At 59.0% G+C, this 12,834-nt stretch carries 11 protein-coding genes; 2 read left to right on the top strand and 9 right to left on the bottom strand.

From position 1 onward, the window contains the following. Positions 1-154: 154 nt before the first annotated feature. The 6 genes from tsf to CQR48_RS04625 form a co-directional block, all read right to left on the bottom strand. Positions 155-1,033: a translation elongation factor Ts gene (tsf, locus tag CQR48_RS04650; protein ID WP_015450537.1), complete on the bottom strand. Its 879-nt coding sequence runs from the start codon at positions 1,031-1,033 to the stop codon at positions 155-157. A gap of 85 nt (positions 1,034-1,118) precedes the next feature. Further along, on the bottom strand, positions 1,119-1,934 hold the full coding sequence (gene rpsB / locus CQR48_RS04645) for a 30S ribosomal protein S2 (protein ID WP_015450536.1): 816 nt from the start codon (positions 1,932-1,934) through the stop codon (positions 1,119-1,121). Positions 1,935-2,167: 233 nt separating this feature from the next. Next, on the bottom strand, positions 2,168-2,650 hold the full coding sequence (locus tag CQR48_RS04640; protein WP_015450535.1) for a peptide deformylase: 483 nt from the start codon (positions 2,648-2,650) through the stop codon (positions 2,168-2,170). A gap of 3 nt (positions 2,651-2,653) precedes the next feature. Next, on the bottom strand, positions 2,654-4,711 hold the full coding sequence (locus tag CQR48_RS04635) for an AMP-dependent synthetase/ligase (protein WP_101452142.1): 2,058 nt from the start codon (positions 4,709-4,711) through the stop codon (positions 2,654-2,656). Positions 4,712-4,766: 55 nt separating this feature from the next. Further along, positions 4,767-5,129, bottom strand: coding sequence for a hypothetical protein (locus CQR48_RS04630; protein WP_218971684.1), 363 nt, complete (start codon positions 5,127-5,129; stop codon positions 4,767-4,769). A gap of 273 nt (positions 5,130-5,402) precedes the next feature. Beyond that, entirely contained in the window at positions 5,403-6,524 is a 1,122-nt protein-coding gene (locus CQR48_RS04625) for a GuaB3 family IMP dehydrogenase-related protein (RefSeq protein WP_015450532.1), read from the bottom strand. 198 nt (positions 6,525-6,722) lie between these two features. Here CQR48_RS04625 and CQR48_RS04620 point away from each other — a divergent pair, with 198 nt between their 5' ends. Then, entirely contained in the window at positions 6,723-7,940 is a 1,218-nt protein-coding gene (locus CQR48_RS04620; RefSeq protein WP_101452140.1) for an NADP-dependent isocitrate dehydrogenase, read from the top strand. A gap of 87 nt (positions 7,941-8,027) precedes the next feature. Next, complete coding sequence (locus CQR48_RS04615; RefSeq protein ID WP_425513411.1) at positions 8,028-9,509, top strand: substrate-binding domain-containing protein; 1,482 nt, start codon at positions 8,028-8,030, stop codon at positions 9,507-9,509. A gap of 102 nt (positions 9,510-9,611) precedes the next feature. On the opposite strand, the gene CQR48_RS09135 is transcribed toward CQR48_RS04615, so the two are convergent. The 3 genes from CQR48_RS09135 to CQR48_RS04600 form a co-directional block, all read right to left on the bottom strand. Beyond that, positions 9,612-10,106: a M23 family metallopeptidase gene (locus CQR48_RS09135; RefSeq protein ID WP_180335116.1), complete on the bottom strand. Its 495-nt coding sequence runs from the start codon at positions 10,104-10,106 to the stop codon at positions 9,612-9,614. 557 nt (positions 10,107-10,663) lie between these two features. Further along, positions 10,664-11,128, bottom strand: coding sequence for a membrane protein (locus CQR48_RS04605; protein WP_033505556.1), 465 nt, complete (start codon positions 11,126-11,128; stop codon positions 10,664-10,666). A 179-nt stretch (positions 11,129-11,307) separates the two neighbouring features. Then, the gene (locus tag CQR48_RS04600; RefSeq protein ID WP_101452137.1) at positions 11,308-12,834 is read right to left on the bottom strand and encodes a glutamate synthase subunit beta; all 1,527 of its coding nucleotides are present in this window, start codon (positions 12,832-12,834) and stop codon (positions 11,308-11,310) included.

The raw sequence follows: 12,834 nt of genomic DNA, 5'->3' as shown, positions 1-12,834 counted from the left end.
ACGCGGGTGTTGCATCACCGCATTGGGGATATCGCAACCGCCAAAATAGGAAAACCCGCCGCGGCCAGTTGCTTGAAACTGACTACGGCGGGTACCGGTTCGCGTCCGTAGCCCCGACCCCTCAGGTGATGGCACGGGGCGGGCTGTCAGAGGCTCAGTCCTCTTCGTCGCCCTTGCCGACTTCGATACGGGCGAAAGCTATTGCCTTCGCACCGGCTTCGTCGAACAGCTTGCCGACGGTCTTGGACGGATCCTTGACGTAATCCTGATCCAGAAGCACCGTTTCCTTATAGAAAGCGTTGAGACGGCCTTCGACGATCTTCGGCGCAATCTTGTCGATGACTGCCTGCGGCTTGCCCTTGGCGGCGAGCTCATCCGAAGTCTTCTCGGTCGCGATACGACGCTCGGACTCGAGAACGGCCGGATCGACGTCCTCACGGGTGAGCCAGCGCGGGCTCATCGCGGAAATCTGCAGCGCGGCCTCGTGAGCGACCTTTTCGCCGGCTTCGTCAGTGGCGATGAGGGCCACGATGGACGGCGGCATTTCGGCGGACTTGCGATGCGCGTAGATCTCGACATGCGGTCCAGCGATCTTGGCGAACTGGCCGACCTTGACATGCTCGCCGAAGAGCGCGGCGGCCTGTTCGATGTCCAGCTTGACATCGCCGTCAGCGGTCTTGGCTGCAAGCACGTCGTCCACGTTGTTCGCGTCGGCGGCGATGGCTGCGTCCAGCACGGACTCGGCGAACTCGACGAACTTCGGGGTCTTTGCCACGAAATCGGTCTCGGAATTGATCTCAACAGCGTAGCCGACCTCGCCGTCCGCGGTCTTGACGACCTTAGACGCGATGGTGCCTTCCTGGGCCTTGCGGCCTTCGCGCTTACCCGCTGCCGCGATGCCCTTTGCGCGGATGATTTCCTTGGCGCGGGCGACATCGCCTTCGGCTTCGGTAAGAGCCTTCTTCACATCCATCATGCCGGCGCCGGTTTCTTCACGCACCTGCTTGATCAGAGCTGCAGTGATAGCTGCCATGTGTTGTCTCCTCTTGATTTTGAAGTGATACCCAGCGGCGGGAGATGGTTGGTCTCCCGCCGCCTAGGATAACAAATGCCGCGAATCAGGCCTTGGGCTCTTCGCTCTTGGCTTCTTCGGCCTCGGCAGTCGGGGCGTCCTTGGTCAGGAGCTCCTTCTCCCAAGCAGCCATCGGCTGCTCGGACTTGTCATCGGCCTTGGCCGCCTTGCCGGAACGCTCGAGCAGACCGTCGGCTACGGCGTCAGCCATCAGGCTGGTGAGCAGTTCGATGCCGCGGATCGCGTCATCGTTCGCCGGAATCGGGTAATCAACCAGATCCGGGTCGGTGTTGGTGTCAACGATGGCGACCACCGGGATGCCCAGCTTGTGGGCTTCGGAGACGGCCAGCGCTTCCTTGTTGATGTCCACGACGAACAGCACCGAAGGAGTGCGGTTCATGTTGCGGATACCGCCAAGCTGCTTCTCCAGCTTGTCCTTCTCGCGCTCAAGCAGCAGCAGTTCCTTCTTGGTCAGGCCGGAACCACGCACGTCGGTGAAGTCCATCTCTTCGAGTTCCTTGAGACGGGCGACGCGCTTGGACACGGTCTGGAAGTTGGTAAGCATACCGCCGAGCCAGCGCTCGGAGACATACGGCATACCGACGCGGGTCGCCTGGTTCTTGATGGCTTCCTGCGCCTGCTTCTTGGTGCCCACGAAGAGAACCGTGCCGTTGTGAGCAACGGTCTCCTTGATGAAGTCGTAGGCGACGTCAATCAGATCAAGGGACTTGAACAGATTGATGATGTGGATGCCGTTGCGCTCCATGAGGATGTACTGCTTCATCTTCGGATTCCAACGGCGGGTCTGATGGCCGAAATGGAGACCGGCCTTCAGCATGTCGCTCATAGTGATCTGAGCCATGGTACTGCTACCTTTCATTGTCGGTTATTGCCTGGCCATGTGCCTCCGCGTGCAACCTGATACCAGGCCGACCGACACGGGGCGTCGCGGACATGACGCGAATTATGCGCCGGTTGGACAATGGGTGCCTCCCTGCCGCGCGACTGGCATGGAAGCGATGTGGCGCACGGGGCAAAATAATAGCACGGACCGGGGATTTCCCGATCCGTGCCATCACACAACCAACCGTCAGATCAGCGTTCGCCGCGCAACTGCCTCATTGCGGCCCTGCGCTCGCTTTTCTCCAGCCGGTCCAGATAAATATGGCCGTCGAGGTGGTCTGTCTCATGCTGCAGCATTCTTCCCATGATGCCCTTGCCTTCGAGCACGACGGTTTTGCCGTCGAGGTCGATGCCGCGCACCCGGGCGTAATCGGCGCGACGGGTCTTGTACCACAAGCCGGGTACGGACAGGCAGCCTTCATCGCCGTATTGTTCGCCCTGCTTGTCTTCGATTACCGGGTTGAGGACATAGCCGACCTTGCCTTCGATGTTGTATGAGAAGGCGCGCAGACCCACGCCGATCTGGTTCGCTGAAAGTCCGGCGCGACCGGGATCGTCGACGGTGTCGAGCAGATCCTGCACCAAACGGCGGATCGCCGGCGTGATTGTGGTGATCTCATCGCACGGGGTGCGCAGGATGGGGTCGGGAATTACTCGAATCTCTCGGATTGCCAATTGTCACTTCTCCTCTGTCTCGTTGGTGTTCTCAGTGCCGTTGTCTTGGGTCTCGGCATCCGTGCCCTGAGCGAGTTCCTCGTCGGAGTTTTCGCCCTGCCGCTTGGCGCGGAGTTCGGCCATATTCGACTTGGCCTGGTCAATCGCTTGCTTAACCTTCGGGCTGACGGTCTCAGAGACCTGCGATACCGTTTCCGCGGTCTTGTCAAACAGTTTCACGGTCGCGGGAATCGGTACGGACGGGCCTTTCGGCGTGTAGATGACATGCTCGATGATATCGTCGTAACGCTCGATGACCTTCTTGCGCACCACTTTCATGCTCGGGGTAAGCGTGCCGGCGTCCTGGCTGAAATCATCGGGAAGAATGGCGAACTTGCGCACCGATTCCGCACGGGAGACGGAGCTGTTCGCCTGATCGATGTACTGCTGCACGAACGCCCTGACAGCATCGTTGTTCGCGATTTGTTCCATTGGCATCTCGGCATCCATACCCTGGTTCTTCAGCCAATCACGGGTCATCTCCTCGTCGAGCGCGATGAGCGCCGCCACGAACGGCCGTCCATCGCCGATCACTACGGTGTGCGAGACGATCGGGCAGGTGTTGATCGTGTCTTCCAACGGTGCCGGACTGATGTTCTTACCACCCGCGGTGATGATGATATCTTTCTTGCGGCCGGTGATGAACAGGAATCCGCGGTCGTTGATATATCCGATATCGCCGCTGTGCAGCCAGCCGTCGGGCTCAAGGACTTCAGCGGTGAGTTCAGGCTGCTTGAAATAGCCTTTGAACACATTCGGGCCTTTTATTTCGACTTCTCCGTCGTCCAGCGTCCTGATGGCGATGCCGGGGCCGGGGCGGCCGACCGAACCTACTTCGTTCGCGTCTTCGAAGTTGACTACGCACGGAGCTGCGGTTTCCGTCATGCCGTACCCCTGGATGAAGGTAATGCCGTCCATCCCGTTGAAGAAATGGGCGAGGTCGGCATTGATAGGCGCGCCGCCGCAGGCAAGATACTTGAGGTTCGGGCCGAGTGCGGAGCGCATCGATTTGCCGACCGTGGCCATGTAGAAACGATGGTGGATCCGCTCCCCCAAAGTGTGACGGCCTTGGTGCTCGTTCTCATCCTTCGACCATTGGGCGAAATGCTTGAACGCCTTGGCGAACACGCGGCCCTGGAAGCCTGCGCCGGCCTTCTGCGAAGCCGCATTGTAAACCTTCTCGAACACGCGCGGCACGCCGAGCAGATACGTTGGCTTAAAACTGCGCAGATCGGCGAGCAGATGCTTGGCGGTAGGGATATACCCAACCACGCCCTGGGCGCCGATCGCGGTGTACTGGATGTACCTGGCGAAGCAGTGTGCAAGCGGCAGAAACAGCAGCAGGCGGCTGGGCTGGTACAGCATCTCGTCGAGCACGTCGTAACCAGCATAGACGATGTGGGTGAAGTTGCGGCTGGTGAGCATGGCGCCTTTGGGCTTGCCCGTCGAACCTGAGGTGTACACAATGGTCGACACGTCGTCGGCCTTGACCTTGCTCATGGCGAGGGCGAGCTCGTCATCGGTGACGGATTCCCCGAAATCAACGACGGCGTTAAGCCCATCGGTCTGGAAATTGAACACGTAGGTCAGGTCAGGGCTGTCACGCCGGATGGCGTCAAGCGTATGGGCATGCGATTCATCGCCGGCGAATGCGATGATCGGCTTGACATCCTGGACAATGCCTGCCGCCTGCTTGGCGGAATCCGTCTCGTAAATCGGTACGGTGACCGCACCGATCGCCGAGCATGCGAAGTCCACGATCGCCCAGTCGTAGCAGGTGGCGGAGTAGATGACCACCATGCTGCCGTGCTTGACGCCGATACCCAACAGACCGCGGGCGACCGCGCGGACACGGTCATCCATCTCCTGTGCGCTGGCCGTATGCCATACACGGTCGCGTTCACTCTGCCATTCAGCTATCGCTCCTTGCGGATCGCGTTGCGCACGCTTCGCGAGGAGCGAGTAGACCGTATCGTCATCCGTGGTCTGATAGACCGGATCAACAGAAAATTCTTTCAGCATGTGTTCAACTATAGTCCTATGACTTGCTTGGAACATGGATGTTCGCTGGGATTGGTCAGCCAATGTCCGCGAGGTCGCAAATCCACCGGCTTGCTTTGCGGCGGAAGACAAGCATCGAATGGAACACAATGGTGCCGATGTTGACGTTAACCGTGCATTCCATGAGCTCACTGGTCACCAGCGCGAAATGGATCCATTGCGGCATAGGTGGAACCATTTTGATCATCGCGTTTTTCTCATCTTCGAGATTGAGGATGTCATAGCAGCCAACCAGCTGCCACATGAATTCAAGACGTTCGATGCATTGAGGCGCCAGATGTTTGCGTAATAAGGGCGTTACGCCGCGGCCGCGATAGGTGTCTGCGAGCATGCACGCCATGTTGTAGACGAGGAATGCGTATTCCTGACAGAATTTCACACTGTACGTGTCGGGGGCTTCGGGAAAGAAGCCGACGATACGCACGGGAACCGTGACCCAAAGGAGCCCACAGTGATATTGCCCTCCATTCTGGGCAGATTGCGTTCGTACCGGTATGTCCACAGTTCGGTGCTGTCGTTCATATGGTGTTCCCCCTTCCGGGCTTCATTGCTCGCCGGCCTGTTGCCGGATGACTATTCAAGGGGAACAGAAAAATCCCGCCATGTCAACCGGCATGACGGGATTTGTGGATATGTGGATAACTTGCCTCGGTCAGCGACCGGAGGAGGTAACGACCACCGAGCAACGCTGGAAATTCTTCACGTCCACATAACCCGTGGACGCCATGGCACGGCGAAGCGCACCGATGAAATTGGTCGTACCATCAGCCTGATGGCTGGGCCCATACAGAATCTCCTTGAGCGGGGCGACGGTACCGACATTGGTGCGTTTGCCTCGCGGAAGCGTCTGATGCCGCGCCTCGGAACCCCAGTGCATGCCATGACCGGGGGCCTCGGTCGCACGGGCAAGCGGCGCACCCAGCATCACCGCGTCGGCGCCGAGTGCAAGAGCCTTGATGAAGTTACCCGACGAGCCCATGCCGCCGTCGGCGATGAGCTGGACATACCGTCCGCCGGATTCGTCCATGTAGTCGCGCCTTGCTTCGGCAATATCCGCGATGGCCGTGGCCATAGGGGCTTGAAGACCAATGGTGTTGAGCGTTCCCGAGACAGCGCCGCCGCCGAAGCCGACGAGCACACCCGCGGCGCCAGTGCGCATCAGATGCAGTGCCGCGGTGTAATTCGTGGCGCCTCCCACGATGACGGGGACATCAAGGTCGTAAATGAACTTCTTGAGATTGAGCGGCTCATGATCAGTGGACACATGTTCCGCCGACACCGCAGTGCCGCGGATCACGAACAGATCCACACCGGCTTCGATCACGGTGGAATACAGTTCCTGCGTACGCTGCGGGCTCAACGCGCCGGCGACGGTCACGCCTGCCTTGCGGATCTCGTGAAGGCGTTGCGTAATCAGCTCAGGCTTGATCGGCTCGGAATAGATTTCCTGCATGCGACGGGTCGCCTGCTCTTCCGGCAATGTGGCGATTTCGTCGAGTAGTGGCTTGGGATCTTCATACCGCGTCCACAAGCCTTCGAGGTCGAGGACACCGAGTCCGCCGAGACGACCCATTTCGATGGCCGTTTCCGGGCTCGTTACCGAATCCATCGGCGCGGCGATGACCGGTATGTCGAACTCGTAGGCGTCAATCTGCCATGCCGTGCTGACGTCCTGCGGATCGCGCGTACGGCGGGACGGGACGATGGCGACATCATCCAGAGAGTATGCGAGCCGGGCCTTCTTGCCCAGACCGATTTCAATTTCCTGAGACATGGTTTCAAGGCTAATGCGAACTCGTGACGAACGCCATCAAGTTTCCACCAGCTGAAGCCCGATGCAGCATCGGGGCGTTCGAAGCGGCTCAAGCGGCGGAAGTGTCCAACATCGTGGACGCGGTCACACATTCGTTATGGGTTTGCGGTATGAATTAGATATCGCATAACCTTCACAACCCCGTGAGGAGGGCAATTCATGGCCAAGATTAAGGTCGAAGGCAAGGTCGTCGAGCTCGACGGAGACGAAATGACCCGCGTGATCTGGAAGGATATCAAAGATCGTCTGATTCTCCCCTATCTCGACATCGACTTGGAATACTACGATTTGGGCATCAAGAACAGGGACGCCACTGACGACCAGGTGACCATCGACGCGGCCAACGCCATCAAGCGTGAACATGTCGGCGTCAAATGCGCAACCATCACCCCGGACGAGGCCAGGGTCAAGGAATTCGGTCTGAAGAAGATGTGGAAGTCCCCCAACGGCACCATCCGCAACATCCTCGGCGGCACCATCTTCCGCGAGCCGATTGTGATTTCCAACATCCCGAGGCTCGTTCCCGGCTGGACCAAGCCGATCGTCGTCGCCCGTCATGCGTTCGGCGACCAGTACAAGGCGACCGATTTCAAGGTCGATCGCCCCGGACGTCTCACGGTGACTTTCACTCCGGACGATGGCAGCGAGCCGATTGAGCATGTGGTCTTCGATTACCCGGGTGCCGGCGTTGCGCAGGTGCAGTACAACGTGGCCGAATCCATCCGCGGATTCGCGCGGGCATGCTTCCGTTACGGGCTGCAGCGTCACCTGCCGGTGTATCTGTCCACCAAGAATACGATTCTCAAGGCGTACGACGGCGAATTCAAGGATATCTTCGCCGAGGTCTTCGAAACCGAATTCAAGGACCAGTACGCCGCGGAAGGCCTGACCTACGAACATCGCCTCATCGATGACATGGTGGCGAGCTCGCTGAAGTGGCATGGCGGGTACATCTGGGCGTGCAAGAACTATGACGGCGATGTCCAGTCCGACAGCGTCGCCCAGGGCTTCGGTTCGCTCGGTCTCATGACGTCCGTGCTCATGACACCGGACGGCCAAACCGTCGAAGCCGAAGCGGCGCACGGCACGGTAACCCGGCATTACCGTCGTTGGCTCAAGGGCGAGAAGACCTCGACCAACCCGATTGCCTCCATCTTCGCCTGGACCGGTGGCCTCAAGCACCGCGCCAAGCTGGACAACACGCCGGAAGTGGCACATTTCGCCGAAACGCTCGAAAAGGTGATCATCAAGACCGTGGAATCCGGACGCATGACCAAGGATCTGGCGATGCTGGTCGGCCCCGATCAGTCATGGCTCGACACCCAAGGTTTCATGGACGCCCTCGATGAGGAGCTGTCCAAGGCGCTCGCCGAATAGCGAAACCCATTCGTGGAGGTATTGCCCGGGAACGCTACGCTCCCGGGCTTTGCTGTATCCGGTAATGTATAACATGCGTCAGTACGTATGGACGGAAAGGTTGATATGGGATTCCATCGCATGGGCACGTTGAAGGCTTTGGTCGCGTCAGTCGCATGCATCGGCCTGTTATCCATAGGCGCGTGCGGCGCGAGCGACAAGCAGCAGCCAACCGATACCGCAACCGCGCGCTTGGGATCAGTCGCGATCTTCACCCCGTCCGACGGCATCACCATCTCGCAGCACACCCCGCTCAACAAGTGGGCGAAACTCGTGCCGCAGATCAAGGACGAGCTTGTCGAAACAGGATTCACCGCCAAACAAATCAGCACACATACCGACAGCAATCTCGACAAGCAAAGCCAAGACATTCAAGACTATGTCGTGTCCCAGGCAGCCGACACCGCATCAACGACCGCGTCCGCAAACACCACCACCACGCTGATCGTCGCTCCATGCGCATCAACGGACAGCACCACAACGCAGTACGGCGACTACGTCACCACGCCCTTGGACGCGGATGACTCAAGCAGCACCGACACCGAGGCGGACCAGCGGCTCGCCAGCGCGTTGACGCTCGCACGCAAATCAGGCATGCATGTCATCGTGCTATCCAACGACATCAGCGGATTCACGCCTGATGTGTTCGTCCAGATGTCCACAGCACGCAATATCGGGCAAATCCAAGCGAAGCAACTCGTCAGTAAACTGCAACTGGACTCCGCATCATCATCGCATCCGAAAACCATAGAAGTCTTCCTGCCTGTCGGTTCCGCCAAAGATGAGGACCAGTCCGTCTCCATGGCCTTCGCCAAAGAGGCGTTCAAAGGCATCTGGGATGTGCTCGGGCCGTATTTCAAGTCAGGAGCGGTGGTCAGCGCATCAGACACGCTCAACGCCTCCACGTCGGCGACGAGCTGGAGTTCCGTGGCTTTTACGGCGTCCGACGACAATGACATCAAGCAAGAGCTTGATTCCAGATTGCAACCCGATGAAGACACGCAACCCGTTCATATCGACGGTATCATCGCAATGAACGACTACATCGCCTCGGTGATCGTCCAAGAGCTCGATGCGTTGGGGTACGAAGGGTCTTCGGCGGAAATCAACCCCTCGATATCGATCATGGGTATTGTCGGCAATCTCGCCGGTCATAAGGATTTGACCAAATCAGCCGTTCCAGCCCCGGCAGGTTCCCAGCCGTACTCGCCGGCTGACGATGACACCTTGCAATGGCCGATCGTCACCGGATACGGGGCGTACACCGATATGCTCCCTGACATTGTGAACGGCAAGTTGTGGATGACCGCTCTCGAAGACCGTGCGACGCTGGCGTCCGGCATCGCGAAGGTGAGCAAGCGGCTGGCGTTAGGCGGTTCGGTCACCATCCTGAAATCCGTGAGCAAGACCACCATCAACGGCAAGTCGGTGCCCACGCTCACACAAGCGCTTATCGCGGTCAGTGCGTCGAATCTCAAGAGCGAGCTGATCGATACGGGGTATGTCACTTTGGCCGATGCAGGGTTGTGATTGTTTAGGCATGGTGTTTTTCGCCCGGGTGGGTATGGCTGTAAGTCTGCTGTCACGGCTGTGATGTCTGCGATGTCTGATCCGATGTTCCTCGCGAGGGCTTCAATCGCCGACCTGTACAGGTTTGAGCGCGATGGTTCTGGGCAGAATCAACGTTGACGGGTCAAGATAGTCGTCGGACGCGTCCATGACGCCCCAATGGACACAGAGATCAAGGCAATGATCGGACAACCCATCGGCGACACCAAAAGGTTGGCCTCTGAAAACCGGATCGCCGGTTTCCAAGTCGCTGTGCGCCGGTTCGAATGTTGATGTCAGCCCGTCGGCGTGCTTGATGCTGATCACGTCCTTGCCGGCGACCGTTCCGTTGAAGGCGATGACGCCATCATCGGGCGCGATGAGGGCAGTGCCAGTGCCGGCCGTGATATCCACTCCCCTGTGTCCCGTGGCCCAGCGCATGGACGGACGGTCGAAGGCCTTGGAAATGTGAGCGTCGGCGACCGGTAACACCATCCGCGCACGGCATTGGCGGGCGGTGCCGGAGTTTGACGTATTGCTGTTGCGGATATCGGACATTTGCGCTGACGAGGTTGTCACTGACGATCCCGCTGGGGATCGATTTGGGTTCCTGCCGGTTTCGGCGGATGCCGTCATATCGGCTGCAGTGGGTTGATATGTTGTGATGCGGGTTGATATCGTGCTCTGGTTCACTGCTTCGGTGTTGCTCCTGCACGATGCGAGTCCGGTCACCGACACGATGTCCGGATTTTGCGGTGTGGGATCGCTGGGGATTGAAGTTTCGGAAATCCCCGAATGCGAACCTTGCGCCGGGAAAGCAATGACATTGCACGTGATGAGGATGCAAACGATTCGGGCGAACGTCGAGATGAACTGCGAAGTGGGTTTAGGAATAGGCTTCGATATGAACATGAGACCCCCGTTCTCTGTGATGATGCGTTGTGCTGTCACGTTGTGCTGAAGTATATGAGTGCATCGTGCCATGATTGCCGCAATCGGGACAAGCCGCAGCGGTACATGTGGTCAAAAGTTGCGGGGCATACGCAGGGGGTATACAACACGGCCCGGCGTATACAACATACGCCGGGCCGGAACCTTGATCGGCTGCGGATTGGCCAATCACATATGGCGATCTGTCAGATCGCGCATCCATTCGCGTCGAGATTGGGATTGTCCTTCGAGTTGCCCGCGACGAAGAACAGGCTGATGACCGCGACGGCGAAGACCGAGGCGATGGTGATGATCAGCCACATCGGCACGGACGGAATCCACATGATGACGAGGAATGAGATTGCGCACAGCAGAATCAGCGTCCACGTGATGATGCGCAATACCTGGCGCACTGAATGCGGGGTATGGCTTACTTTGGGGTTGTTGAGCGTGATATCCTCGTCTTCGTGGCGCTCTTTTTGAACGCTGGAAGAGGGCTTCCACTCGCCCTCCTGCTCATGCTCTTCGAGATGGCGAGAACGTTCCTGCAGGGCGTACTCGTCGACGAGTCCGCTACGATTACCACCTTGTGCTTCGTTGGCCTGCTGAGGCACTCCCTTGTTCTGCTTGCTGCGCTTCGCTGCTGCGCGACGCTCTGCTCGGTTCGGCATTTCGCTCCCTTCGCGTTGTTGGGTTATCGGTCACTAGTGTACTCGCCTGCCAAGGTACCGTTTGCGACTCTGTTGAGCCGGCTATGCCAGGTGACTCGTACAGACTGTGAAGAACCTGATGGCGGATGGAATCGGGGTATTGCCTGATTCCATCCGCCATCATGAGTGGGCTCCCCGTTTCAGCGGGGCAGCATCATCGGGCGTTGTGTCGGCACGATGGGTGCCGGCAGCTCGGTTGATCCGGTGAGATACCGGTCAACGGCGGCCGCGCAGCTGCGGCCTTCGGAAATCGCCCAGACGACGAGGCTCTGGCCGCGGCCGGCGTCGCCACACACGAAGACGCCATCCTGCGAAGTGGCGAAATCGTCATTGCGGGCGACGTTTCCACGCTTGTCCAGTTCGACCGGCATCTGCTCCATGATTGAAGAGGTGTCCGGATGCAGGAACCCGACGGAAATCAGAACCAGATCTGCTGGGATGACACGCTCGGTTCCGGGCTGGCGAGTGAACGGCCCGTTCTTGCCTGGAGCCACGTCCACGATCTTCAGACCGGTGACATGGCCGCGCTCGTCCGCGAGGAACGCGGATGCGGTCGCGGAGTTCTCGACGGTCACCTTGTCGGCGTCCGCATCTTCGAATTCCACGGAATCCACGTTGTACAGGTACGTGCCGCCCTCTTCCATCGACGAGGTCTTCTGGTAGGTGCGTGCATACGTCGGCCACGGGGAATTGTCCGGCCTTGAGGACGGTTCCTTCGGCATAATCTGCAGGACGGTGACGTCCTTCGCACCTTGGCGTATTGCGGTTCCCAAGCAGTCGGAACCGGTATCGCCGCCGCCGATGACCACGACATGCTTGTCTTTCGCGGTGATGTCGTGCACCGGCTCCACGCCGTAGACGCGTCGAGTCGCATCAGGCAGGAATTCCATGGCGAAATGGATGCCGTCAAGCTCACGGCCCGGCAACTTCATATCGCGCGGGACCGTCGAACCGATAGCTACCACGACAGCATCGTAACGGTCACGAAGCTCGTCCCAGCTGAGATCCTTGCCGATTTCGATGTTGGTGCGGAATCGGGTGCCTTCGGCCTCCATCTGCTTGACTCTGCGGTCGAGCAGACGCTTGTCGAGCTTGAAATTCGGGATGCCGTAGCGCATAAGTCCGCCGATTGCGTCGTCACGCTCGTAGACGACAACCGTATGGCCTGCACGGGTCAGCTGTTGGGCGCAAGCCAACCCCGATGGGCCGGATCCGACGACCGCAACGGTCATATCAGTCAGACGTTCAGGTGGCATGGGCTTGACATAATCGAGCGCCCACGCCTGATCGATGATTGTTTCCTCATCGTTCTTGATCATGGTCGGCGGCTGATGGATGCCGAGCACGCATGCCTGCTCGCACAGCGCCGGGCAGATTCTGCCGGTGACTTCGGGGAAGTTGTTGGTCATAGACAACCGGTTGTAGGCGTCCTCCCACTTCTCCTGACGAACCAGATCGTTGAACTCCGGGATGAGGTTGCCCAGCGGGCATCCGCTCATGCAGAACGGCGTGCCGCAATCCATGCACCGTGCAGCCTGCTGTGTGGTCCAAGGCTGCAAACCGCTTTCCGCGTGAACGTCAAGCCAATCCTTGATGCGTTCTTCGACCGGGCGCTCAGCAAGCTCGCGACGGGTGCGGACCTTCAGGAATCCTCTTGGATCTCCCAT

It is taken from the genome of Bifidobacterium thermophilum, assembly GCF_002846655.1.
GTDB classification, from domain to species: Bacteria; Actinomycetota; Actinomycetes; order Actinomycetales; family Bifidobacteriaceae; genus Bifidobacterium; species Bifidobacterium thermophilum.
This window is presented reverse-complemented; position numbering and strand designations above follow the sequence as displayed.

Excerpts from the sequence above, each read along its gene's own strand:
- CQR48_RS04620 (WP_101452140.1), top strand. The coding sequence starts at position 6,723 with ATGGCCAAGATTAAGGTCGAAGGCAAGGTCGTCGAGCTCGACGGAGAC.
- CQR48_RS04625 (WP_015450532.1), bottom strand. The coding sequence starts at position 6,524 with ATGTCTCAGGAAATTGAAATCGGTCTGGGCAAGAAGGCCCGGCTCGCA.
- tsf (WP_015450537.1), bottom strand. The coding sequence starts at position 1,033 with ATGGCAGCTATCACTGCAGCTCTGATCAAGCAGGTGCGTGAAGAAACC.
- CQR48_RS04600 (WP_101452137.1), bottom strand. The coding sequence starts at position 12,834 with ATGGGAGATCCAAGAGGATTCCTGAAGGTCCGCACCCGTCGCGAGCTT.
- CQR48_RS04605 (WP_033505556.1), bottom strand. The coding sequence starts at position 11,128 with ATGCCGAACCGAGCAGAGCGTCGCGCAGCAGCGAAGCGCAGCAAGCAG.
- rpsB (WP_015450536.1), bottom strand. The coding sequence starts at position 1,934 with ATGGCTCAGATCACTATGAGCGACATGCTGAAGGCCGGTCTCCATTTC.
- CQR48_RS04635 (WP_101452142.1), bottom strand. The coding sequence starts at position 4,711 with ATGCTGAAAGAATTTTCTGTTGATCCGGTCTATCAGACCACGGATGAC.
- CQR48_RS04615 (WP_425513411.1), top strand. The coding sequence starts at position 8,028 with ATGGACGGAAAGGTTGATATGGGATTCCATCGCATGGGCACGTTGAAG.